Raw genomic sequence first — 24634 nt, 5'->3', positions numbered from 1 at the left:
TTATGCGTCATTCCTTTCAACGTATTGTGCATAGTTTCTGAGAATCGCAAGTCCTGCATGGCTACTTTTCTCCGGGTGGAATTGTGTACCAAACACGTTTCCTTTTCCAACAACAGCTGGCACTTCTTCAGCATAATCTGCTGACGCGATCAGCACATCACGATCTTCTGTATCAACATAGTAAGAGTGAACAAAATAAACATGCTCATTCCCTACATCATTCATTAGGAAAGAATCCGGTTTCTTAATATCTAGCTTGTTCCATCCCATATGAGGAACTTTATAAGACTTCCCAGTTGAATCTTGACCAGAGAACTTCTTTACTTTACCTGGTAGAAATGAAAAGCCCTCTGCAAAACCATTCTCATTACTTTCTTCAAAGAGAAGCTGCATACCAAGACAAATGCCAAGAAGGGGCTTACCTGCAGCTACTTCTTTATCAATAAACGCTTTTAAGCCTGTTTCGTTCAGAATTGTCATTGCATCACGGAAAGATCCTACACCAGGAAGAAGAAGACCCGTTGCTTTCGATAGTTCTTCCTCTTCTTCTGAAACAAAATAATCATATCCGAGACGTTCAAGCGCTTTACTCACGCTATACAAATTCCCCATGCCATAGTCAATGATTCCTATCATTTAAAGCATTCCTTTCGTTGAAGGAACACCTTTTACACGAGGATCTATAAGAGTCGCTTCGTCCAACGCCCGTCCAAGCGCTTTGAAAATAGCCTCAATAATGTGATGCGTATTATGGCCGTAGTGAACAATAACATGCAAATTCATTCTTGCTTCAATCGCTAGCTTCCATAGAAATTCATGAACAAGTTCTGTATCAAAGGTACCAACACGTGTGGATGGTAATTCAACGCGATATTCAAGATGTGGACGATTGCTTAAATCGACAACAACCTGAGCAAGTGCATCATCCATTGGAACAAAGGCATTTCCATACCGTTTGATGCCTTCCTTCGAGCCAAGCGCCTGCTTTAATGCTTCACCAAGACAAATGCCAATGTCTTCCGTCGTATGATGATCATCAATTTCTGTATCGCCATTCGCAGCAATCGCTAAGTCAAACTTTCCATGCTTCGTGAAAAGATCAAGCATGTGCGTTAAAAACGGGACCCCAGTCTGTAAATCTGACTTTCCCTCTCCATCAACGCCAAAGGAAAGGTTAATAGACGTTTCAGATGTTTCTCTAGAAATAGAACTTACTCTCTCTCCACTCATTTCGAATCCTCCAATCGAAGTTCAACCGCTCTTGCATGTGCACTGAGCCCTTCTAGCTTTGCAAGCGCAGCAATGCTATTTCCGTTTTGTTTCATCGCTTCTTTACTATACGAAATCACACTTGATTTCTTAATAAAATCATCTACTGAAAGAGGACTTGAAAAACGCGCTGTCCCATTCGTTGGTAGGACGTGGTTAGGTCCTGCAAAGTAATCGCCAACTGGTTCAGAGCTATATGGCCCAAGGAAAATTGCACCCGCGTGACGTATTTTCCCAAGTAACGTCATAGGCTCTTTCACCATGATCTCAAGGTGTTCAGGTGCTAGATCATTAACGGCCTCAACACCCGCCACCATATTATTCACGATGTAGATTACACCATAATCTTCAATCGATTTTGAAGCAATTTCCGCACGCGGAAGCTCAGTAAGCTGCTTCTCTACTTCATCTTGAACCCGCTCAGCAAGTGTTGTAGATGTTGTGACAAGTACTGCACTTGCACGTTCATCATGCTCAGCCTGAGATAACAAATCTGCTGCTACATAAGCAGGATTTGCTTCTTCATCTGCCAGAACAACAATTTCACTTGGTCCTGCAATCATATCAATATCGACAATGCCAAATACTTCTCGTTTAGCAAGTGCAACGAAGATATTCCCTGGCCCTACGATTTTATCAACTGCTGCGATCGTTTCTGTTCCATAGGCGAGCGCCGCAACAGCTTGTGCTCCACCCACTTTAAAAATCTCCGATACTCCTACTTCATTTGCTGCAACAAGAACGCCCGCTGGTACATTTCCTGCTGAATCAGGTGGTGTTACCATGACAATTCTCTTAACGCCCGCTGCTGTAGCAGGGATAACGTTCATAAGTACAGAAGATGGATAGGCTGCTTTTCCACCAGGTACATACACTCCAACAGAATCTAGGGGTGTAACCTTTTGACCGAGTAACGTTCCGTCATCTGACGTCGTAAACCATGACTCTCGACGCTGACGCTCGTGAAAGGTTTTAATGTTCGATGCTGCTTCTTGAATAACTGAAACTAGCTCATCCGACAATTCGCCATAAGCTTGTTCGATTTCTTCAGTCGTTACACGTAAATCGTTAAGTGTAGCACCGTCGAACTTTTTCGTGTATGTTTTAACGGCATCATCACCGTTTGTTTTAACCTGTTCAAGGATCGAGAGAACGACCTGACGCTGCTCTTCAGTTCCTTCTTCAATCGAACGCTTAATGGAAACACCTTCGTTCATGTTAACGATTTTCATCTGAGTTACCTCCTTCCACAACAGCCGAAAGACGCTTGACCATATCATCAATAATGGCATCTTTCGTTCGATAGCTTACTGGATTTACAATAAAGCGAGATGTAATCGGCTCAATAAACGCCGTTTCCATCAGTCCATTTTCGGTTAACGTTCGTCCTGTTGAAACAATGTCTACAATACGATCCGCAAGTCCTATTAATGGCGCAAGTTCAATTGATCCATTCAGCTTAATAATCTCTACTTGCTCACCTTGCTGACGAAAATAATTAGAAGCAACATTCGGATACTTCGTTGCAATCTTTGGGGCAACACCTTTAATTGGACCATCAGAAAGTCCGGCTACAGCGAGGTAACAACCGCTAATCTTTAGATCAAGTACTTCATAGACATTGCGCTCTTCTTCAAGCATCACATCTTTGCCTGCAATCCCGACATCTGCTACACCATGTTCAACGTATGTTGGTACGTCCATCGGCTTCGCTAGAATAAATCGGATATTTTCTTCCTCAATATCTAGAATGAGTTTCCTTGAATCATCGAATTCTGGAGGGAGCTTGTAACCTGCTTGACGAAGTAACTCAACTGCTTCTTCAAAGATACGTCCCTTCGGCATTGCGATCGTTAGCATTACAAACTCCCCTTTCCGTTTTTGCCGATCAAATACACAACGTCTCCAAAACGTTCCGAATATTCATCAAGATTCGTGATGCCACTCAATTCCTGCATAACGACCTTTTCTCCTTGTGCTCTTCTTTCAGAAGCCTGTTGAATCGCTTCCGCTCTCCGCTCTGGACTGAATATAATTGCATCTGGCAGCTTCTCATCACCCGTTAAGCCAAGCGCTTCAGCCAAATGATCGAGACGAATACCGAACCCAGTGGCTTGTGCAGGACGATCAAAGCGAGATAATAATTCATCGTAACGTCCGCCGTTACTTAATGGGACGCCGAGTTCATTTGCATATCCTTCAAATACAACACCTGTGTAATAACTCATATGACTAACTAGCGTGAAGTCAAACTTAACTTGATCTGCAACGCCATAAGCCTCAAGCGTTTGTAAAAGCGTCCGAAGCTCATCTAGCACACGTTCACCTGCTTCAGTAGGTAGCAATTCAATGGCTTCGTTTAACTTAGAGCCATCTCCTCTAAGCGTGAGAAGATCCATTAGTCTTTTTTGATCAATTGTAGATAACGGCATTTCCCGAACGTGTTGACGATAACCAACGTAATTCTTCTCATATAAATAGCGACGAAGAACAGCGGCACGATCTTCATTTCCAACGATTGAAAGAAACAGCTCTTGAATAAATCCAACATGTCCAATCGCAATCTGGAAATCTTCAAGTCCAGCTTCTTTTAGAACGGCAGCCATTAACGCAATGACTTCTGCATCTGCACTTGTTGTGCGATCTCCAATTAACTCGACACCAATTTGTTCAAATTCAGCAGGTTTACCCCCTTCATCCTCTTGTGCCCGGAAAACATTTGAATCATAGGCCAGGCGCAATGGAAAAGGCTCTTTCTTCAAGCTAGAGGCAGCTACTCGGGCAATTGGTGCTGTCATATCGGGTCTTAACACGAGCGTATTGCCACGCTGATCGAGCAGTTTAAAAAGCTGCTGATCAAGAATTGCCGACGCCTCTCCTACTGTTTCATAGTACTCAAGGGTAGGCGTATTCATAAACCGATATCCCCACGTTTCTGTTACGTGTTGAATTTTTTCTCGAATACTTGTTTTTAAATCATATAGTAACGGTAGCGTATCTCGCATACCAAGTGGTTTTTCAAATACAAATGGTCTCGTCATTTTTCTGCACCCCACATTTACTTTAGTTCGCTAATATACTAACAAGATGAAGTTATTTGTAGTTTACACGCCTGGTAAATTTTCGTCAACCAATATGAAGCGATTATTCCCTTTACCCTTCCTCTGTACTCCTAATCAATCCTCTTGATTTAACTCTTGCTATTGGAAGGCTGTTTTCATAAACGTTTTTTTTGAAAAGATTGTTGCTTTTAATGGGTATTTCTAATGAGAAAACCACTTCATCGTTGATTGGAGCGGAAGGATGCTCGACTCCTGCGGGACTAGCGGGACAGGTGAGACCCCACAGGCACGCCTTAGCGTGCCGAGGAGGCTCACCGCCCGCCCCGCGGAAAGCGAGCATCCTGGAGCGCAAATCAACCGCTTTATAGCAACATTACTAAAAGAACCTTTCACGTAAAAACTCTACTGGTAAAACTTTCTTTCCCAATAAATGAAAACTATAATAAAGAAAGAATAAACTAAACATAAAAAAAGGTAGAAAGGATGTGCACTGTGATAAACAAAATATTCTTTTTCTTAGTCGCCATTGGAGTTCCTTTGTCTGTTGCAGGAAGTCTTCTTCACTGGTCACAGACTCTGATGTTCATTGTCTACTGTTTAACGATTGTTTCACTCGCTGCTTACATGGGCAGAGCTACTGAAAGCCTCGCCGTAATATCTGGTCCAAGAATCGGTGGATTATTAAATGCAACATTCGGTAACGCCGTTGAACTTATCATTTCAATCTTTGCTTTGAAGGAAGGATTAATTGAAATTGTCCTAGCTTCCCTTACAGGATCTGTACTCGGAAACCTCCTTCTTGTTGCTGGGCTTTCGTTCTTTATTGGAGGAATTAAATTTAAACGCCAGAAATTCAACGTATATGATGCAAGACACAATTCTGGATTATTAATGTTTGGTGTTATTGTTGCTTTTGTCATTCCAGAAGTATTTGCAATGGGAATGAGTGATGCTGAAGCAATTTCATTAAGCACAGGAATTTCTGTTATTCTAATCGTTCTTTATCTTGCCGCACTCTTCTTTAAGCTTGTCACACACCGTGGTGTCTATCAGCATAATGAAGAGAATGGCTCAGCGCCTCATCATGAAGAGCCTGAATGGAGCAAGAGGAAGGCTATGCTCGTCCTGGCACTTTCAACAGCCGCAGTCGCATATGTATCTGAAAGCCTTGTTCATACGTTTGAAACCGTAGGAGAAACCTTTGGATGGAGCGAATTATTTATCGGGGTCATTATAGTAGCGATTGTAGGAAACGCCGCTGAGCATGCATCGGCTATTATTATGGCTTACAAAAACAAAATGGATGTGGCAGTAGAAATTGCAATAGGGTCGACCCTTCAAGTTGCGATGTTTGTTGCTCCACTGCTTGTGTTGATCTCACTGTTTTTCCCTGTACAAATGCCACTTGTCTTTACTTTACCAGAATTAGTGACAATGGTAACGGCTGTTTTATTAACCATTGTTATTAGTAACGATGGAGAAACAAACTGGTTTGAAGGAGCAACATTGCTCGCTGCGTACTTAATTATGGGAATTGGTTTTTATTTACTCTGATTTCGAAGTCTGCAATTTGCAGGCTTTTTTGTTACAGTAACTGAGGGAAGATCCTCTGCATAACGTGTTAATAAAATTACATGGTCGATCCGAGAACACTTAAACAAAACCGCAGAAAGTAGGCGAAAACATGATTCATCGTAAAACCAAACGAGAAATTGAGTTAATGAAAGAGGCAGGAAAGGTTCTAGCTGACTGTCATAAAGAGTTACGCAACATTATTAAACCAGGAGTGACTACGAAACAAATCGATGATTTTGTAGAATTCTTCCTAGAAGAACGTGGCGCTACGCCTGAACAGAAAGGCTACCATGATTATCCTTTCGCAACATGCGCTTCAGTGAACGACGTGATCTGTCACGGCTTTCCAGGTACACAGAAGCTTAAAGAAGGCGACATCGTAACAGTTGATATGGTTGTAAATTTGAACGGAGCTCTTGCTGATTCAGCATGGTCTTATGCTGTTGGCTCCATTTCTGACGAAGTTCAGCAGTTACTTGACGCTACGAAAAAGTCTCTATACCTTGGAATTGAACAGGCAGTTGTCGGAAACCGTATTGGAGATATTGGTCATGCAATTCAAAAGTACGCTGAAGGAAAAGGATATGGAGTAGTACGTGACTTTACGGGCCATGGCATTGGACCAACGCTTCATGAAGAACCAATGATTCCTCACTTTGGGGAGCCAGGAACAGGGCCACGCTTAAAAGAAGGAATGGTCATTACAATTGAACCTATGCTAAACATCGGAGCTCCTTTTAGTACGATTGATGAAGATGGCTGGACAGCTCGCACAGTAGATGGCTCGATCTCTGCCCAGTATGAACATACACTTGCAATTACAAAAGAAGGTCCTGTCCTTTTAACAGATCAGGGCGATGAGTAATAGAAACACTAGAAACCCGTAGCATAAGGCTACGGGTTTCTTATATGTCTTGCTTCGCACGTTCTTCCATTGTATAAATCAATTGCATTGGATTCCCACCAACGAAAGCACCTGGAGGTACATTTTTGTGTACGAGTGTTCCAGCTGAAACGATTGCTCCGTCCCCGATGGTAATGCCGGGAAGCAGTGTGCTATTAGCTCCAATCATAACGCGATCACCGATGACCACATCACCAAGACGGTATTCATCAATTAAATATTCATGAGCTAGGATTGTTGTGTTGTAACCGATAATTGAATTTTTACCGACCGAGATTTTTTCAGGAAACATAATGTCTAACATCACCATTAATGCAAAAGCTGTCTGATCACCAATTTTGACGCCAAGAAATGTTTTATACAGCCAGTTTTTCACCGGAATAAATGGCATATACCGAGCAAGCTGAATGACGATAAAGTTCTTGACCACTTTCCAGAAAGGGACGGTCTTATAAATCTGCCAGAGTGCGTTGCTGCCAGTAACAGGGTACCGCTCCGTGTTTCTCACTTTCCTACTCCTGCAATCGCGAGCAGTTCTCCCATATGATCAACTAAGTAATCTGGCTTATACGATGCAAGGAAGTCACTTCCTTTAATCGTCCATGAAACCCCAACTGTCGTAACCCCTGCGTTTTGTCCAGCAAGAATATCGTATTGGCTATCTCCGACCATAATCGTTTCTTCTCGAACAGAACCAAGCTTCTTCATAGCTGTTTCAAGCTGCTCTGGATGCGGTTTAGGGTTCTCCACTTCATCAACTGTGATGACAACTGGGAAGAACTGATCAAGCTTGGTTAGCTTTAATCCCATTTCCACCGTGTTTCTCATTTTTGATGTCACGATAGCTAGTTTGTACCCATTCTCAGATAAGGTTTTAACCGTTTCAAACACGCCATCAAATTCAGTAACGAGGTTATCATGATTCGATATGTTGTGTTCCCTATAAAAAGCAACCATTTCTTCTGCTCGGTTTTCATCATGTTTAGCAAATGTGTGGTAAAGTGGCTCACCAATAAACTGCTTTAAATCGTCATCCTGATAACGCCCTGGATAAAAATGTTCAAATGTATGTCTAAATGAAGCCATTATTAAATCATTTGTATTAATTAGTGTTCCGTCTAAATCAAATAGTATAGTATTAATGCTCATACATTGGTTCCTTTCTTTCTGAATTGCTAACGTCGCGACGCTTCCATATTATTGAGACCATGAGGGTGAGTAAAATGGCCGTTACTAGCCTGACAAGCAAAAGCCATATAACAGGAATACCTAGCGGGATGAAGATAAGCGTATCTTCAATTACAGCATGACACCCCACAAGAAAAATAAACGCTAAATAAAGATCCTTTTTCTCCACTCCATCTTCTTTGACCGCTTGAATCATCACGCCAGCACCATAAGCAAGACCAAAAACAAGACCTGCTGCTAAAGTGGTTGACGTATTTTCTTTCATTCCAAGACTCCTTGTAATAGGAGACATCCATCGCGAAAATGTTTGAAGCCATGAAAAGTCTTTCATGATTTGGATAAATATCATAAGTGGGATAACGATAAGTGCAAGCTGAAGAACACCGAACGATGCCTTTTCAAGTCCTTGCACAATAATTGCGCTCCAGCCTTGTACGGTTTCACTCGTTTGGGAAACAAGTCCATACGAAGCCTGCTCGCCACCACCGTTCCACACCAAATTAATGACTACGGCAGACACGAATGCAAGACCGATTCTTACAACTAACATGACCCACAGTTTCACGCCTACTCTCGCTGCTACGCTCGATTCAATCAATAAGTTATGAGAAAACGAGAGCATAACAGCAAGAATAAAAACTTCTTTTACAGAAAGATCAAGCGTTAGAATAGCGCCTATCCCTGCGTACAGATTCAAGAAGTTTCCGATCACTAACGGAATAGCCGCTTCTCCTGAAAGTCCGAGCCATTTCATCACTGGTGCGATTAGATGGATGAGCCATTCGAGAATAGGAGTATAGCGAAGAATCGTAACCGCAAGCGTGATTGGAAAGATTATCTTACCAAGTTCCCACGTTGTTAAAAGACCAGCTTTCAACCCCCGTTGCAATGTACCCATTCTCCCCAGCTCCTTTTAAACTTTCTCGTTGTAAGGTTTTGTCGACTTTTTAATACGTCGGTATACAATAAGTGCAATAGACACGATAATGAGAACAACTGAGATTACCTGTGCCACTCGCAGTGTTTCTGTTAACATAAGGCTATCTGTTCGAAGTCCTTCAATGAAGAAACGTCCGAAAGAATACCAGATGACATAAGATAGGAAGATTTCTCCCCTTTTAAGAGCTGTTCTCTGAAGAACTAGTAACAGTATGACTCCAGCAAAGTTCCAAAGTGATTCATATAGAAAAGTTGGGTGGTAGTACGTCCCATCGATATACATCTGATTCACAATGAAATCCGGTAGCATTAAATTCTCAAGAAATTCTCGCGTCACAGGACCACCGTGCGCTTCCTGATTCATGAAGTTTCCCCAGCGCCCAATCGCTTGACCAAGAAGGATGCTAGGTGCAGCGATATCAGCAATTTTCCAGAAGGATAGTCCACGTTTTCTAGTGAAAACAATTGCTGTAATCACAGATCCGATTAAAGCACCGTGGATCGCTATTCCGCCTTCCCAGATCGCAAAAATGTCTCCTGGGTTGTCTTTGTAATAGCTCCATTGGAACAATACATAGTAGATACGTGCAGATATAATGGCGATCGGTACAGCCCAGAGGATTAAATCTACAAACGTTTCTTTTGGAAGCCCCTGACGTTGCGTTTCTTTAACCGCAAGTAGCAGACCGAGATAAGCACCGAGTGCAATAATAATGCCATACCAATAGATCGAGATCGGTCCAAGCTGAAGCGCAATCCGATCAAGCGGCTGTATGGAAGCTAGCATGTCTTTGTCTCTCCTTTTAGTTTAAGTGTATTTAAATTAAATGCTATCGTGTTCGTCTCCATCTTCAATTTCTCTTGTTAACCTTTCAGAGAATTGTTTGGCTGCATTCATCCCCATGTTCTTCAATCGGAAGTTCATAGCTGCAACTTCGATAATAATCGCAAGGTTACGTCCGGGGCGAACTGGTACGACAAGTCTCGGAACATTTGAATCAATAATCTTCATATATTCTTCTTCTAAACCAAGGCGATCGTAGACTTTCTTGGAATCCCATAGCTCAAGATTCATAACGAGAGAGATTTTCTTGTAATTTCGAATCGCCCCAGCGCCGAAGAGAGTCATGACGTTAATAATGCCCAGGCCTCGAATTTCAAGGAGATGTTGAATTAATTCTGGAGCACTTCCTACAAGCGTATTTTCCGCTTCCTGACGTATCTCAACAGAATCATCTGCTACAAGGCGATGACCTCGTTTTACAAGCTCAAGAGCTGTTTCACTTTTCCCTACACCACTAGAACCTGTAATGAGCACTCCAACACCATATATATCAACAAGTACTCCATGAATTGCTGTGTTTGGAGCAAGCTGACTTTCAAGGTAGTTCGTCAAACGACTGCTTAATCGAGTCGTTGTCATAGGTGAACGTAGAATTGGAACATCATTTGCTTTTGAGGCCTTCACAAGCTCCTCTGGCACTTCCATATCTCTTGAGAGGACAATACCAGGTGTTTCATCCGTACAGAGTTTCGCCATACGTTCTTTCCTTTGCTCGTCTGTTAGCCCATAAAAAAAGGACATCTCTGTTTTTCCTAGAAGTTGCAAGCGCTCTGCTGGATAATAAGTAAAAAACCCTGCCATTTCAAGCCCTGGGCGTGAGATATCGCTCGTTGTAATTGGGCGATGAATGCCTTCCTCACCACTCACTAGTTCAAGATTGAACTTCTCAATGACATCTTTCATACGAACTTTAACCATTCGTGAACCTCCTATGTACGAACCGTAAACCACGATTCAATTTCAACTATCACCTATTGTACCACTTCCTATATGAAAGGACATATGAAATGGAGAGACGATATTTGTAGTGAGGGTCAGGCACCTGCCTGACCCCTCACTACAAAAAAAAGAACCGATGCACCCGCATCGGTTCCACTTTTACTACTTTTTAAGCGTTCACTGGAACAACTGCATCATGAAGCTGTTGATCAAGTTCCTGCATATGAGCTTCTTTTCTTTCTTGTGACCAGTTTAGGCGTTTTGCCATGTACTCTAGAACTGGTTCTTTCCAGCGACGCACCCAATCAATATCAAAATAGAGGGCACTTGTTCTACGATTGAAGTAATCAAGTGGTGTTGCCACCATTTCTTCTTCAATACCATAGATCAATGTTGCGAACACTTCCAGGCTTAAGTTGTGGAAGCTCGCTTCTGTTCCAACTGTTTCAATGATTTGATAAAGTCGTTCAATGTTTGAACCGTAGCGTTGAACAAGCGTTTCTGCTTCATTAACAGTTAGACCGAGCGTCGTTCCGCGACGAACTTGCTCCTTCGCAAACTCCTTGAACCCTTTACTTCCTCCAACATAACCACCTGAAAGAACCATGTTCTTCGTAGTAGAAGCTGGGAACTTCCCGTGCTTTTCTTCTTTCAATTGATCTGCCACCAGATTAATGACACTTTCAGCCATTTTGCGATAGCCTGTTAGCTTACCGCCTGCAATTGTAATGAGTCCTGAATCTGAAATGAAAATTTCATCTTTACGTGAAATTTCAGAAGGATCTTTACCTTCCTCATGAATGAGAGGACGTACGCCTGACCAGCTTGATTCCACATCTTCTTTCGTCACGTTAATGCCAGGGAACATGTAATTTGCAGCATCCACAATATAATCACGGTCTTCTACTGTCATTTGTGGATGAACTGGATTTTTTGAATACTGTGTATCCGTCGTTCCGATATACGTTTTACCAGCACGTGGAATGGCGAACATCATTCGACCATCATCAAATGGTGTATCGAAATAAACCGCTTGTTGAAGTGGAAATTTCGATTGATCAAACACAAGGTGAACACCTTTTGTTAAGAACATGTGCTTACCTTTTTTGGATTTATCAAGTTCTCTAATTTCATCCACCCATGGACCAGCAGCGTTAACTACTTTTTTCGCTCTAATTTCACGAGTTTCACCAGTGATAACGTCTTTCGCACGAACGCCAACTACTTTGCCATCTTCATATAGGAGCTGTTCTGCTTTCACATAGTTAACTGCCTTACCACCACGGTGGACAGCTTCTTTCATAACTTCAAGCGTAAGGCGAGCATCATCAGTACGGTACTCAACGTAATACCCACCGCCTTTAATATCACTCTTACGAAGAAGAGGTTCTTTATTTAATGTTTCTTTTTTCGACAGCATTGTTCTTCTTTCTTTTCGTTTAACACCAGCAAGTCTGTCATATAGAGCTAGTCCAGCACTTGTTGAGAATTTACCGAACGTACCACCCTTAATGATCGGAAGTAACATCCATTCTGGTGTTGTTACATGTGGAGCATTCTCGTACACAATTGCTCGTTCTTTCCCTACTTCAGCAACAAGACCTACTTCAAAGTTCTTCAGGTATCGAAGACCGCCATGAACAAGTTTCGTTGAACGACTTGATGTACCAGCCGCGAAATCCTGCATTTCAATAACGGCTGCATTCATTCCTCTTGAAGCTGAATCAAGCAAAATACCAGCTCCTGTAATTCCGCCACCAACAACAAGAACATCTAACTCTTCAGATACGATTTGATCAAGAACTACACTTCTTTGTAATCCGGAAAATGGTTTAACCAAGATGATCACACTCCCTGTTTATCTTAAATTAATTATTTAACATTAGTCTTTAAAATAACCCTCTTCAGTACTTTACCCCTAAACTAGGGTAGATTAAGCATACGAATAAACATTCTTTGAACTGACCTGCTTAAAAGGACAAAAAAAGACCACAACTCATCAGAACATGGACATTCCATGTCTGAAGGCTGTGGTCTTCTCCTATTCTCCGACCAGGTCATTATTAACTTAACCTTATTGTAGCACAATAAAGAAAGAATGCCTAATCATTAATCTTATTTAAATGCCATAGTAGCATTTACAGCTTTTTTCCAACCATTGTATAACTCTTCTTTTTCTTCTTCTTCCATTTTTGGATCAAACGTGTGGTTAATCATCCATTGTTGCTTAATTTCTTCACGATCTTTCCAATATCCAGTTGCAAGACCAGCAAGATAAGCAGCACCAAGTGCAGTTGTTTCACTAACTGTTGGACGTTCAACCGGCACGCCGATCATATCACTCTGGAATTGCATAAGGAAATCATTATTCACTACGCCACCATCTACGCGAAGTGTTTTAAGATCAATACCGGAGTCAGCTGTCATCGCATCGAGAACGTCTCTTGTTTGATATGCAAGAGATTCAAGCGTAGCACGAACAAAATGTTCTTTGCTTGTTCCTCGTGTTAAACCGAAGACCGCTCCTTTTACATCACTATCCCAGTATGGTGTTCCGAGTCCTACGAATGCCGGTACCATGTATACACCTTCCGTTGATGTCACTCTTTCTGCATAGCGCTCACTTTCAGGTGACTCACTGAACATACGAAGTCCATCACGTAGCCATTGAATAGCAGATCCAGCAACGAAAATGCTACCTTCAAGTGCATATTCTACTTTACCATCGACGCCCCAAGCAATTGTCGTCAATAAGCCATTTTCAGACTTAACCGCTTTTTCACCGGTATTCATCAGCATAAAGCAGCCTGTTCCGTATGTGTTTTTCGCCATTCCTTTTTCATAGCATGCCTGTCCAAAGAGAGCCGCTTGCTGGTCACCTGCAACACCTGCAATCGGTACGTTTTGTCCGAAGAAATGATAATCAACTGTGTTCGCGTATACTTCAGAAGATGGGCGCACCTCAGGAAGCATTGATTTAGGAACGGAAAGCATATCCAATAGCTCATCGTCCCATTCCAAATCGTAAATGTTATACATCATTGTACGAGAAGCATTTGAGTAGTCTGTTACGTGAGCTTCTCCACCAGAGAGTTTCCAGATTAACCAAGAATCGATTGTTCCAAAAAGAAGATCCCCATTCTCTGCTTTTTCTCTCGCTCCTTCAACGTTGTCTAGAATCCATTTTACTTTTGTTCCAGAGAAATACGCATCAATGAGTAACCCGGTTTTGTTACGAACCATTTCCTCATGTCCCTGTTCTTTCAGCTCATTAACAATCCCTGCTGTTTGACGTGATTGCCACACGATTGCGTTATAAATAGGTTTACCTGTGTTTTTGTCCCAGACGACTGTCGTCTCACGCTGATTTGTAATTCCGATGGCTGCGATGTCTTTAGCCGACAAGTCAGAAGCAGATGAAAGCACTTGAGCCATTACTGAAAGAATGGAACTCCAAATTTCCTGTGCGTCGTGTTCCACCCAACCAGATTTCGGAAAATGTTGTTTGAATTCCTTTTGTGCAACGTTTACAATTTCACCTTTCTTGTTAAAAAGGATGGCACGTGAACTTGTTGTACCTTGATCAAGTGATAAAATATACTTTTTCTCCATGATAATTCCTCCCTAAATGAAATTAATTAATCGTCTTTAATTCTTCGCTTCTGAATTTGCTTTGACAGTTTCCTGAAGCTTGTCTCCCATTTGATAAAGTCCAAAGAGTAGAACAGCCACAGCTACTGTCCAGATCCAGAATAGAGTACTGTAGCTTGCCTCTGTAACAGCCTTAAATAGAACTGCTCCATACATTCCACCAGCTATTGGACCAACAACAGGGATCCATGCATATCGCCAATTAGAACCACCTTTACCTGGTATTGGTAAGAAAAAGTGGGCAATTCTTGGACCAAGGTCTCGTGCAGGATTAATGGCATACCCAGTTGTACCACCGAGTGAAAGACCAATCGCTACAATTAGAAAACCAACAATAAAAGGGTTTAATCCCTCAGTAAATTCATTGGAACCGATTGCAAGCAAGCCAATTAATAACATCGCTGTACCAATAAACTCACTTAAAAAATTGCTGAAAGTATGCGGAATGGCTGGATCCGTGGAAAAGACAGCCAATTTAAGCGCTTTGTCTTCCTCTTTACGAAAATGAGGTAGAAAATGAAAGTATACAATACATGCACCGAGAAATGCACCAATCATTTGAGCTGTTATGTAGCTCGGTACATCGCTCCATGGAAAATCGCCAACTGCTGCTAATCCAAGCGTTACGGCTGGATTAAGATGGGCTCCACTTACTTGACCAGCTGCATAAACTCCCATTGCAACACCTAGCCCCCACCCAAGTGCGACAACAATCCATCCGCCTCCTTGAGCTTTTGAATCCTGTAGATTGACGTTAGCAACAACGCCTCCACCAAAAATGATTAAAATCATGGTTCCTAATATTTCACCTATAAAAGGAGACAATCGAATCACCTTCCTATGAGTTTAGATAAAACCCTTCACTGAAACTATTCCCTATTTTTTTATTTTAAAAAGAGAAATTAAAAAAACCACACAAATTCCCCCTATCTGTTGATAGGTTTGTTGTGTGGTTTCTCCTCATCTCAGACACGGGCTATTAACTTAATACTAATTAAAACAGAAAAATGTAAGCGATGTCAAGGAAATTAATTAGGTTGATAATGTTTCCAGAGGTCTTTCTTCGATGTTGTAACCGCTGCTGCGCCTCCACTTAACGCTGCTTCAACATCTTCTATTGAGCGAATAAAACCACCAGCAAAGATCGGAACTTTAATTTGTTCGTGCAATTCTTCAAACACCTGCGGAATAATGCCCGGCATCACTTCTACGCAGTCTGGCTTTGTATTTCTAACCATGCTATAGCTCGTATCGAGCGCCATGGAATCAAGCATAAATAACCGTTGCACGGTAAGTAGCCCTCGTCTTTTTGCAACGGAAAGTACGTTTGATCTTGTTGAGATTAATCCCGCTGGCTTCACTTCCTGACATAGAAACTCAGCTCCATGCTCATCGTTCCGTAAGCCCTGCACGAGATCAGCGTGAAGTAATATCTTTTTACCTGCACGGTTTCCTTCCTTGACAACTGATTTCAACTGACCAATATGTGTATCAAGAAGTACGATATATGTGTATGAACTAGTAAGTAACGTCTCAAAGTCCCTCATTTTCCTTACGGCTGGCAGGATACTCTGGTTATGAAATGTCATGAGGCTTACCCTCCTTTACTTTTATATCTTACCAGAAATTAAAGTTTCATACGCAATTAAGAGCACGCCCTCAAGGGGAGCGTGCTCTTAATTGCGTATTCGATCTATAATGATTTTATCAATCAAGAGATTTAATACTCCGATCACAATGGAAGCTAGAATGGCCATTAGAAAACCGTCAATACGAAATGCATCCCCCATAAGATAGGCTGTCATCATTAGAGTTATCGCATTAATAACAATGAGAAATAAACCTAGCGAAAGAATAGTAACAGGGAGGGTCAGCAAGATTAGAATTGGTTTAATTAGCGTATTCACGAGCGCAAGAATAACACTTGCAAGTACGGCAGACCAGACACTCTCAATATAGAAACCTTCAAAAAATCCTGCTACCACCATTAAAACAATGCTACTAACAAGTAAGCTTACGAGCCATTGTCGCATGAGGACCCCCTGCCTTCTGTTATTCAATAACACTTAGTGTTCACTTTTTCTAAAAAGATTATCAGCTGAATTAAAGATAGGCAACACTAATTGAACCTGCAGTTGAATTAGCTTCGATTCGATAATTATGTTCCGATTCTTCTTCCGTTCTGAACTTTTTCATACGATGTGAAATTTCCTTTTTCTCCCGAATAATGCTCATATTGTCAAGATCCGTAGTAATTGCACCAATGGTTGATTTCAAGTCACCTTTAATATTCATTCCTTTTGGTACAACAATTTGAATCGTTCCATTTACTGTTTTGAAATCTGCACGACCACTTACAGGTTTTTGTAGCGTGTGACGGATTGCCCCATTAAATGATTGTGCCTCTGTGTCTACGAATATCCCATCAATCGTAATTGGTCCATTAGCTGTTTCAAGTTCACACACTTCACCAGTGGTCCCTTCCACAACAATCGCTCCATTACCCGTTTCAGCTTCTAGGACATTAATCTTTGATTGACGAATACCGACTTTCCCATTCGCTGTTTTTAACTTAACTTTAGCTGAAGTCATATTTTCACCTGTTACATCACCGTTGAAGGTCGTCATCCAGACCCCTTTGTAATCAGTAGATGGAACATAAATAACTAGATTGGCCTTAACGTCTGCCCGCTCTGATTTAAACGTCATCTTATCGTTATCAACAGAAAAATACGTTTCACGTATTAGTTTATCCGTCGCTTCCTGCACATTAGACGCACGGTATACATTCGCACGACATTCAATTTTTACATCATTACGTTCCCACGTATGAAAAGTAATTTCGCCATTTCTGACATGAACATCTAACGTACTTGGAGCAACCTCACTTTGTTCAAAGACGTGCGAAACTTCTTCTGAAGAACCAAAATTAAAATCAAGATCCATATCTTTCACTTTTTGAATCAATGTCTCAACGAATTGTCCAACCTTATAAGTTGGTGCTGATCGATCTGAATACGATTCTGATTCCTTACTACTCTTCTGTTCTACTTCTTGATTCGGCGTAATCGCTTTTAAAAGCTTTGCACCTTCATCAGCAGAAATTTTGCCATCCTCAATCATCTTTAGTATCATTTTACGTTCTTCATTCATTCTACACATCTCCTTTTTATCAATTCTTGTGAACACTCACTTGACGAACTACCAGCGGAGAACCTGAATTCCTTTAACAATGTTCCAGATGAACACAATGACATTTAATAAACCAAACAAAATCATACCTAGAAAGATGACCACTCCTGCATCCATGACAAACACTGCAATGAGCGCAAGTATAACTGAGAGGAATGGGAATAAATGAGATAGTACTGCTCGCTTTGCATGGTATGAAACCTCTTCATCTCTCATCACGAAAAAGACGATGATTGGAAAGAGAAAAGGGGCGAAAAACACACTGAAATAACAAAGAGAAGACATTACCTTTTCAACTGACATTGTTGTTTCCCCTTTCAATAATCTCTACCTATCTATACGGTTTGGTAAAAAGAAAGTTTCATGAAGGGAAAAAGAATTATTAAAATTGTAGAGTTAATTAACTTCCATAAACCTAACTTAAATAAGGTCGTTATTGTAGACATTATTCTATAAGAGTAGGAGGTGATCTCCGCTCCAGGATGCCCGCTTTCCGCGGGGCGGGCGGTGAGCCTCCTTCCGCTCCAATCAGCGAAGTGTGGTTTTTGAAACAAACCCTGTTTAAAAACAATAATCTTTTTGAAAAGAGACTAATATAAGAAAAAAGGCAGCTTCAGGCTGCCTTTTCATCCTTATACAGACTGAATTTGCTCTAACCTTTTCTTCATGCGATTTTTGTCTCGTTCAAGAATAGGGGCAAGGTAGTATCCTGTATAAGATCGTTCTTCTTTTGTGATTTTTTCTGGCGTGCCAGTGGCGATAACTTCACCGCCGCCGTCCCCACCTTCGGGTCCAAGATCAATTAAATAATCAGCTGTCTTAATAACATCAAGGTTATGTTCAATGATTAAAACAGAATCACCATTATCAACAAGACGCTGCAATACTTCTAGCAATCGAGAAATATCGTCAACGTGCAACCCTGTAGTAGGCTCATCAAGGATATATAGCGTCTTACCTGTCGATCGTTTGTAGAGCTGAGAAGCAAGTTTCACACGCTGTGCCTCACCGCCAGAAACAGTTGTTGCTGGTTGTCCTAGCTTAATGTAACTTAAACCAACATCGTATAAGGTTTGAAGCTTGCGATTGATCTTCGGGATATTTTTAAAGAAATCCAGTCCATCTTCAACCGTCATCTCAAGGATATCTGCAATGTTCTTACCCTTATACTCAATCTCAAGCGTTTCACGGTTGTATCGTTTGCCATGACAAACTTCACATGGTACATACACATCAGGAAGAAAATGCATTTCGATTTTGATAATCCCATCTCCGCGACACGCCTCACAACGACCGCCTTTAACGTTAAAGCTGAATCGCCCTTTTTTATAGCCTCGTACTTTAGCTTCATTCGTCGACGCAAATACATCGCGAATGTCATCAAATACACCCGTGTAAGTTGCAGGATTCGATCGAGGCGTACGTCCAATCGGTGACTGGTCAATATCAATTACCTTATCTACATATTCTAGACCATTGATTTTCTTATGCTCTCCTGGCTTATCCTTCGCTTTATGAAGCTTTTGTGCAAGTGCTTTATATAAAATTTCATTAATTAATGTACTTTTACCTGAACCAGAAACACCTGTCACACAAGTAAATAATCCAATCGGGATTTTTGCTTTCGTGTTTTTCAAGTTATTCTCTTTTGCTCCCACAATTTCAATATATCGTCCATCAGGTTTTCTTCGTTCAGTTGGAACTGGGATGAACTTTTTCCCTGAGAGATATTCTCCAGTTAACGATTCTTCATCATCCATGATCTCTGCTGGCGTTCCTTCTGATGTAATATAGCCTCCATGCGCACCAGCACCAGGTCCAATATCAATAATATGATCAGCCGCAAGCATCGTATCTTCATCATGTTCAACGACAATTAGCGTATTACCAAGATCTCTCATGTTTTGAAGAGTTGAGATTAGACGATCATTGTCGCGCTGATGAAGACCAATTGAAGGCTCATCAAGGATATATAAGACCCCCATTAATCGGGAACCGACCTGAGTAGCAAGTCTAATCCGCTGCGCTTCTCCACCAGATAATGTACCTGCTGAACGGTTAAGCGTTAGGTAATCCAAGCCAACGTTTACTAGGAAACCAAGTCGATCCTGGATTTCTCGTAAAATCATTTTTCCAATCGTTGCCTCTTTTGGTGTTAAATCAAGCTCATCAAAAAAACCAACAGCATCTTTAATGGCATATTCAGTCGCTTCTCCAATGTGCTTTCCATTAATTAATACTGAACGCGATTCTTTCTTCAAACGATACCCTTTACAGCTTGGACAAGGCTTTTGTGACATATAAGCTTCCATTTGCTCTCGAATATAGTCGGAGCTCGTTTCTCGATAGCGTCGTTCTACGTTAGGAATAACACCTTCAAAGTTAATGTTGTTTTCACGCACTTGGCCAAAGTCATTCTCATACCTGAAATAGACTTTCTCTCCGTCACTTCCGTAAAGCACTTTATCAAGCTGAGCTCGGGGAATTTTATTAACCGGTGTATCCATATCAATTCCGAAGTGATTGCACACACTTTGGAGCAGTTGTGGATAATAGTTAGAACTAACTGGCTCCCATGGAGCAAGTGCATGCTCACGAAGTGACTTATCCCAGTCCGGGATAACTAATTCAAGATCGACTTCAAGCTTAAGACCTAACCCATCACAAGAAGGACAGGCTCCAAACGGACTGTTAAATGAAAATAATCGTGGTTCAAGCTCACCGATAGAAAAACCACAGTATGGACATGAATGATGCTGATTGAACAACAACTCTTCCTGTTCCATCACGTCGACAATTACCTGCCCACCGCCAAGATTAAGCGCTGTTTCTAGTGAATCCGCAAGTCGCGATTGAACACCGTCTTTTACAACAATTCGGTCAATCACGACTTCAATGGAATGCTTTTTGTTTTTCTCTAATTTAATTTCGTCTGCTACTTCCATCATTTCGCCATCCACTCGAATACGAACGTACCCCTGTTTCTTAATATCTTCTAATACCTTTACGTGTTCTCCCTTACGGCCAGATACAACTGGAGATAGAATTTGCAATTTCGTGCGTTCTTCGTAAGTTAAGATACGATCTACCATCTGTTCAATCGTCTGTGACGTGATTTCCACACCGTGTCTCGGACATACTGGTCGACCGATTCTTGCGAATAATAAACGAAGGTAATCGTAGATTTCGGTTACAGTTCCTACAGTTGATCTAGGATTACGGCTTGTTGTTTTCTGGTCGATTGAGATAGCTGGCGATAGACCTTCAATGGCATCGACATCAGGCTTATCCATCTGCCCAAGAAACTGTCTTGCATAGGCTGAAAGTGATTCGACATAGCGTCGCTGTCCTTCAGCATAAATAGTGTCAAATGCTAATGAAGACTTACCAGAACCAGATAAGCCGGTAACAACAACCAGCTTATCTCTTGGAATTGATACGTCTATATTTTTTAAGTTGTGGGCTCTTGCCCCTTTGACGACGATCTCTTCGTTTGCCATTTGTTCGTCATCCTTCCGCTTTTAGCTCTAATAATAGGTCACGAAGTTCCGCAGCACGCTCGAAATTAAGTTCTCGTGCAGCTTCCTTCATTTCTGTTTCAACATTTTCAATCACTTTAGCACGTTCTTGCTTCGTCATTTTACCTTGCTTCGGTACTGTGTATTCTTCACCATCTTCAGCAGCAACAGTTGCACGAATCCCTTCACGCACTTTCTTCTGAATTGTTTTTGGCGTAATATTATATTTTTCATTGTACTGTTGCTGAATTTCCCGACGTCTATTTGTTTCACCAATCGCAAGTTCCATCGAATTTGTCATTTTATCAGCGTATAGAATAACATGTCCACTCGAATTTCGAGCTGCACGACCAATCGTTTGGATTAATGAACGTTCCGATCTTAAGAACCCTTCTTTATCAGCATCCAATATCGTAACAAGTGATACTTCTGGTATATCAAGACCCTCTCTGAGAAGGTTGATCCCTACAAGAACATCGAATACGCCTAATCGTAAATCACGAATAATCTCAATCCGCTCAAGCGTCTTAATTTCAGAGTGAAGGTACCGTACCTTTACCCCCATTTCTAATAAATAATCTGTTAAGTCCTCGGACATCTTTTTCGTAAGCGTTGTAACAAGAACTCGCTCGTTACGCGCTGAACGTTTGTTAATTTCATCTAACAGATCATCAATTTGCCCTTCAATTGGACGTATTTCAATCGTTGGATCAAGTAGTCCAGTAGGTCGAATAATTTGTTCAACCACTTTCGTTGAATGCTCCTCTTCATACGGCCCAGGTGTAGCAGATACATATACGAATTGATGAGCTTTCTCTTCAAATTCTTCAAAGCGAAGCGGGCGATTATCTTTTGCAGAAGGAAGGCGGAAGCCATGATCAACTAGAACGCCTTTTCTTGCCTGGTCACCGTTGTACATTCCTCTTACTTGAGGAAGTGTTACGTGTGACTCATCAACCATAATCAAGAAGTCTTCAGGAAAATAATCCATTAATGTATATGGTGTAGCCCCAGCATCACGTAACGTTAAATGCCTTGAGTAGTTTTCGATTCCTGAACAAAAGCCCATTTCAGCCATCATTTCAACGTCATATCTTGTCCGCTGTTCAAGACGTTGAGCTTCTAATAACTTTCCATCATTGTTTAATGCTTTAAGCCTTTCTTCAAGCTCGGCTTCAATTCGTTTAATTGCGATTTTTAATTTCTCTTCACGCGTTACGAAGTGGGAAGCCGGGAAGATCGCTACGTGTTCTCGCTCTCCAAGAATTTCTCCAGTTAACGAGTTCACTTCTGTAATTCGGTCAATTTCATCTCCAAAAAACTCGACACGAATGCAATTTTCATCACGTGAAGCAGGAAAGATTTCTACTACATCACCGCGAACACGAAATGTTCCGCGCGTAAAATTAATATCATTACGCGAATATTGAATATCAACCATGTCCCGTAGTAATTGATCTCGATCTTTCTCCATCCCTTTTCGAAGAGAGAGCACAAGACTTCTATACTCTTCTGGATTACCTAGACCATAAATACAAGAAACACTTGCTACAATAATGACATCATTACGCTCAAACAAACTGGACGTAGCTGAGTGTCGAAGCTTGTCGATTTCGTCATTGATACTCGCATCTTTTTCGATAAATGTATCAGATTGAGGTATGTATGCTTCAGGCTGATAATAATCATAATAGCTGACAAAATATTCGACAGCATTGTTTGGAAAATACTCTTTAAACTCACTATATAGCTGTCCGGCCAGCGTTTTGTTATGAGCAATAATAAGTGTTGGCTTATTAACTTCCTGAATGACATTTGACATCGTGAAGGTTTTACCAGTCCCTGTTGCGCCGAGTAAAGTCTGATGCCGTTCATTATTTTGAACGCCTTCAACAAGCTTTTTAATGGCTTCAGGTTGATCCCCTTGAGGTTCATAATCTGACACCAATTCAAACTTTCTTTCCACCTTCTTCGCCTCCGTTCGATTCATCAATAATAATGATTATATCACATAATAGGGTCAATCCTTCAATAAAAGCGAACTGACATTCCCTTTTTTCTTTCCGATTGATTTCTTTCTCTTCTTATTAAACTGAGGTATGCTATAAAGTGCAGTCTTGAAAACCTCTCACGTTTATACATCTACTCAAAAGGAGTTTTGACATTGTTTGTCCTATGGGCATTGCCACTCGGCATCGCAATTGGTGCGATATCCGGTTTCTTTGGAGTAGGAGGCGGTTTTTTGCTTACGCCAATCCTACTATTGCTTGGGTATTCACCCGCAACAGCGATTACGATTAGTTTACTATACAGTATGAGTACCTCTATTTCTGGAGCATTAACCTATATTAAGAAGAAACGTGTTTTGTGGACACAAACACTGATTCTTTCTATAAGCGGTATGATCAGCACTCAACTTGCACAACCACTTGTCATTGCAATGGAAAGATCAGGTATTGATAACACCATCATTCCACTATTTTATGTTATTTTACTTTCCTATTTCTCACTTTCTATGCTTTCTAAAGATACTTCAGTTGGAGAAATGAATACCACTTCTTCCTATTCCCCTGTTCTTACGGTTTTAATCGGTTTAGCCGGCGGCTTTATATCATCGGTTCTTGGGGTAGGAGGAGGATTTGTTATGGTTCCGTTATTGATACGCGTTCTACGCATGCCTCCTCGGCTAGCGATTGGTACTTCTCTCGCAACGATTTTCGTAATTGTTACAACAGGATTCCTTACATACATTGGAAACGTTGAGATCCCATTGTCTATTGCATTGACACTTGTCATTGGTGCCGTTATTGGTTCTCGTTTTGGAGCGAATTTAACAGACTTATTCTCAGAGAGCCTCATCAAGAAAATGCTAGGTACTCTCTACCTCTTTACATTAACTAGTATCATCCTAAAACTACTTCATCAGCCCCTTATTGGGTTAATTATTGTAGGAGCTTACGTTCTTGCTCTAATGATCCTTTTCACTTACCAGTATAGAACGAAAAAGAAGCGCCTATTCCAATTGGAATAGACGCTATTTCATCTTTTTTTTGTTTTGTTTTTGCGTTTTCTTAGAAAGATAGAAACCGACGATTGCTGATAAAATCGTCAGCAGAATGAGATGAATCGGATGATCTAATCCACCAAACACTGCCCACATAAATAAAAGCGTTAACCCAAAGCTAACAAATGTATTGTATGTAACGCGTGTAAACACGATTGTAATAATCGCTGGAACGAGTAAAGCAATTAAAATTCCTTGCATATAAGTAAATTCACCTCTCAACATAAAACGTCTCTCCCCATCTTACAACAAATAAGGGATTGAATGCTACGATGAGCTAGATTAAATTAAAGATCGTTACCATAGGATTATGCGGTTAATTTCCGCTCCAGGTGCTCGCTTTCCGCGGGGCGGGCGGTGAGCCTCCTCGTCGCTACGCTCCTGTGGGGTCTCACCTGTCCCGCTAATCCCGCAGGAGCATTCCTGTGAGAACAGAATGAAGCCTATTGCATAAAAAAGGACCCTCCGTTATGATGCAGGTGCTAACCA

General features: G+C 41.3%; 23 protein-coding genes. 3 read left to right on the top strand and 20 right to left on the bottom strand.

Going from position 1 to position 24634, the window contains the following annotated elements:
• From hisH to JI666_RS14835, 5 genes are read right to left on the bottom strand one after another with little or no spacing between them, the layout of a single operon-like run.
• The gene (gene hisH / locus JI666_RS14855) at positions 1-636 is read right to left on the bottom strand and encodes an imidazole glycerol phosphate synthase subunit HisH (RefSeq protein ID WP_206893217.1); all 636 of its coding nucleotides are present in this window, start codon (positions 634-636) and stop codon (positions 1-3) included.
• A complete protein-coding gene (gene hisB, locus JI666_RS14850) occupies positions 637-1230 on the bottom strand; it encodes an imidazoleglycerol-phosphate dehydratase HisB (protein WP_206893216.1) in 594 nt (197 codons plus the stop codon).
• On the bottom strand, positions 1227-2501 hold the full coding sequence (gene hisD / locus JI666_RS14845) for a histidinol dehydrogenase (RefSeq protein WP_206893215.1): 1275 nt from the start codon (positions 2499-2501) through the stop codon (positions 1227-1229). The genes hisB and hisD overlap by 4 nt, the downstream gene beginning before the upstream one ends.
• On the bottom strand, positions 2488-3129 hold the full coding sequence (gene hisG / locus JI666_RS14840; RefSeq protein ID WP_206893213.1) for an ATP phosphoribosyltransferase: 642 nt from the start codon (positions 3127-3129) through the stop codon (positions 2488-2490). Before hisG ends, hisD begins: the two co-directional genes overlap by 14 nt.
• Positions 3129-4310 (bottom strand): ATP phosphoribosyltransferase regulatory subunit, encoded by a 1182-nt coding sequence (locus tag JI666_RS14835; protein ID WP_206893209.1) that lies wholly within the window; start codon positions 4308-4310, stop codon positions 3129-3131. Before JI666_RS14835 ends, hisG begins: the two co-directional genes overlap by 1 nt.
• A gap of 504 nt (positions 4311-4814) precedes the next feature.
• Here JI666_RS14835 and cax point away from each other — a divergent pair.
• Both cax and map read left to right on the top strand, forming a co-directional pair.
• Positions 4815-5885, top strand: coding sequence for a calcium/proton exchanger (gene cax / locus JI666_RS14830; protein WP_206893207.1), 1071 nt, complete (start codon positions 4815-4817; stop codon positions 5883-5885).
• A gap of 130 nt (positions 5886-6015) precedes the next feature.
• Positions 6016-6771 carry a type I methionyl aminopeptidase gene (gene map / locus JI666_RS14825; protein ID WP_206893205.1) on the top strand — a complete coding sequence of 252 codons (756 nt, stop codon included), beginning with the start codon at positions 6016-6018 and terminating at the stop codon, positions 6769-6771.
• Between the two features lie 40 nt (positions 6772-6811).
• Here map and JI666_RS14820 read toward each other — a convergent pair whose 3' ends face one another.
• The 14 genes from JI666_RS14820 to uvrB all read right to left on the bottom strand — a co-directional run bounded on the left by JI666_RS14820 (position 6812) and on the right by uvrB (position 23047).
• On the bottom strand, positions 6812-7318 hold the full coding sequence (locus tag JI666_RS14820; protein WP_206893200.1) for an acyltransferase: 507 nt from the start codon (positions 7316-7318) through the stop codon (positions 6812-6814).
• Positions 7315-7959, bottom strand: coding sequence for a pyrophosphatase PpaX (ppaX, locus tag JI666_RS14815; protein ID WP_206893198.1), 645 nt, complete (start codon positions 7957-7959; stop codon positions 7315-7317). The genes JI666_RS14820 and ppaX overlap by 4 nt, the downstream gene beginning before the upstream one ends.
• Positions 7949-8896, bottom strand: coding sequence for a nucleoside recognition domain-containing protein (locus JI666_RS14810; protein ID WP_206893197.1), 948 nt, complete (start codon positions 8894-8896; stop codon positions 7949-7951). Before JI666_RS14810 ends, ppaX begins: the two co-directional genes overlap by 11 nt.
• A gap of 15 nt (positions 8897-8911) precedes the next feature.
• Entirely contained in the window at positions 8912-9724 is an 813-nt protein-coding gene (gene lgt / locus JI666_RS14805; RefSeq protein ID WP_206893196.1) for a prolipoprotein diacylglyceryl transferase, read from the bottom strand.
• Positions 9725-9760: 36 nt separating this feature from the next.
• The gene (gene hprK / locus JI666_RS14800) at positions 9761-10699 is read right to left on the bottom strand and encodes an HPr(Ser) kinase/phosphatase (protein ID WP_206893194.1); all 939 of its coding nucleotides are present in this window, start codon (positions 10697-10699) and stop codon (positions 9761-9763) included.
• 190 nt (positions 10700-10889) lie between these two features.
• Positions 10890-12563, bottom strand: a complete 1674-nt coding sequence (locus JI666_RS14795; protein WP_206893402.1) for a glycerol-3-phosphate dehydrogenase/oxidase — start codon at positions 12561-12563, stop codon at positions 10890-10892.
• Between the two features lie 272 nt (positions 12564-12835).
• On the bottom strand, positions 12836-14332 hold the full coding sequence (glpK, locus tag JI666_RS14790) for a glycerol kinase GlpK (protein WP_206893192.1): 1497 nt from the start codon (positions 14330-14332) through the stop codon (positions 12836-12838).
• Between the two features lie 36 nt (positions 14333-14368).
• A complete protein-coding gene (locus JI666_RS14785) occupies positions 14369-15196 on the bottom strand; it encodes an MIP/aquaporin family protein (protein WP_206893189.1) in 828 nt (275 codons plus the stop codon).
• A gap of 203 nt (positions 15197-15399) precedes the next feature.
• Positions 15400-15960 (bottom strand): glycerol-3-phosphate responsive antiterminator, encoded by a 561-nt coding sequence (locus JI666_RS14780; RefSeq protein WP_206893182.1) that lies wholly within the window; start codon positions 15958-15960, stop codon positions 15400-15402.
• Between the two features lie 87 nt (positions 15961-16047).
• Positions 16048-16404, bottom strand: coding sequence for a phage holin family protein (locus JI666_RS14775; RefSeq protein ID WP_206893181.1), 357 nt, complete (start codon positions 16402-16404; stop codon positions 16048-16050).
• Positions 16405-16474: 70 nt separating this feature from the next.
• A complete protein-coding gene (locus JI666_RS14770; RefSeq protein WP_206893180.1) occupies positions 16475-17524 on the bottom strand; it encodes a DUF4097 family beta strand repeat-containing protein in 1050 nt (349 codons plus the stop codon).
• Between the two features lie 48 nt (positions 17525-17572).
• A complete protein-coding gene (locus JI666_RS14765) occupies positions 17573-17866 on the bottom strand; it encodes a magnetosome magnetite crystal formation protein family (protein ID WP_206893179.1) in 294 nt (97 codons plus the stop codon).
• Positions 17867-18195: 329 nt separating this feature from the next.
• Positions 18196-21063 (bottom strand): excinuclease ABC subunit UvrA, encoded by a 2868-nt coding sequence (gene uvrA / locus JI666_RS14760; protein WP_206893178.1) that lies wholly within the window; start codon positions 21061-21063, stop codon positions 18196-18198.
• 7 nt (positions 21064-21070) lie between these two features.
• Entirely contained in the window at positions 21071-23047 is a 1977-nt protein-coding gene (gene uvrB, locus JI666_RS14755; protein WP_206893171.1) for an excinuclease ABC subunit UvrB, read from the bottom strand.
• Positions 23048-23245: 198 nt separating this feature from the next.
• On the opposite strand from uvrB, the gene JI666_RS14750 reads away from it, so the two are divergent.
• Entirely contained in the window at positions 23246-24112 is an 867-nt protein-coding gene (locus JI666_RS14750; protein ID WP_206893167.1) for a sulfite exporter TauE/SafE family protein, read from the top strand.
• Positions 24113-24115: 3 nt separating this feature from the next.
• On the opposite strand, the gene JI666_RS14745 is transcribed toward JI666_RS14750, so the two are convergent.
• Positions 24116-24370 (bottom strand): DUF2198 family protein, encoded by a 255-nt coding sequence (locus JI666_RS14745; RefSeq protein ID WP_206893165.1) that lies wholly within the window; start codon positions 24368-24370, stop codon positions 24116-24118.
• Positions 24371-24634 lie beyond the last annotated feature (264 nt).

This window comes from Bacillus sp. NTK071 (assembly GCF_017303315.1).
GTDB lineage: Bacteria > Bacillota > Bacilli > Bacillales > Guptibacillaceae > Guptibacillus.
The sequence above is the reverse complement of the archived record's forward strand: the minus strand, read 5'-3'. Positions and strand labels throughout refer to the sequence as shown.

Coding starts and splice junctions, on each gene's coding strand:
- hisD (WP_206893215.1), bottom strand. CDS start 2,501: ATGAAAATCGTTAACATGAACGAAGGTGTTTCCATTAAGCGTTCGATT.
- glpK (WP_206893192.1), bottom strand. CDS start 14,332: ATGGAGAAAAAGTATATTTTATCACTTGATCAAGGTACAACAAGTTCA.
- JI666_RS14810 (WP_206893197.1), bottom strand. CDS start 8,896: ATGGGTACATTGCAACGGGGGTTGAAAGCTGGTCTTTTAACAACGTGG.
- hisG (WP_206893213.1), bottom strand. CDS start 3,129: ATGCTAACGATCGCAATGCCGAAGGGACGTATCTTTGAAGAAGCAGTT.
- JI666_RS14765 (WP_206893179.1), bottom strand. CDS start 17,866: ATGTCAGTTGAAAAGGTAATGTCTTCTCTTTGTTATTTCAGTGTGTTT.
- map (WP_206893205.1), top strand. CDS start 6,016: ATGATTCATCGTAAAACCAAACGAGAAATTGAGTTAATGAAAGAGGCA.
- JI666_RS14780 (WP_206893182.1), bottom strand. CDS start 15,960: ATGACATTTCATAACCAGAGTATCCTGCCAGCCGTAAGGAAAATGAGG.
- JI666_RS14770 (WP_206893180.1), bottom strand. CDS start 17,524: ATGAATGAAGAACGTAAAATGATACTAAAGATGATTGAGGATGGCAAA.
- uvrA (WP_206893178.1), bottom strand. CDS start 21,063: ATGGCAAACGAAGAGATCGTCGTCAAAGGGGCAAGAGCCCACAACTTA.
- hisB (WP_206893216.1), bottom strand. CDS start 1,230: ATGAGTGGAGAGAGAGTAAGTTCTATTTCTAGAGAAACATCTGAAACG.
- lgt (WP_206893196.1), bottom strand. CDS start 9,724: ATGCTAGCTTCCATACAGCCGCTTGATCGGATTGCGCTTCAGCTTGGA.
- hisH (WP_206893217.1), bottom strand. CDS start 636: ATGATAGGAATCATTGACTATGGCATGGGGAATTTGTATAGCGTGAGT.
- cax (WP_206893207.1), top strand. CDS start 4,815: ATGTGCACTGTGATAAACAAAATATTCTTTTTCTTAGTCGCCATTGGA.
- JI666_RS14835 (WP_206893209.1), bottom strand. CDS start 4,310: ATGACGAGACCATTTGTATTTGAAAAACCACTTGGTATGCGAGATACG.
- JI666_RS14775 (WP_206893181.1), bottom strand. CDS start 16,404: ATGCGACAATGGCTCGTAAGCTTACTTGTTAGTAGCATTGTTTTAATG.
- ppaX (WP_206893198.1), bottom strand. CDS start 7,959: ATGAGCATTAATACTATACTATTTGATTTAGACGGAACACTAATTAAT.
- JI666_RS14745 (WP_206893165.1), bottom strand. CDS start 24,370: ATGTTGAGAGGTGAATTTACTTATATGCAAGGAATTTTAATTGCTTTA.
- hprK (WP_206893194.1), bottom strand. CDS start 10,699: ATGGTTAAAGTTCGTATGAAAGATGTCATTGAGAAGTTCAATCTTGAA.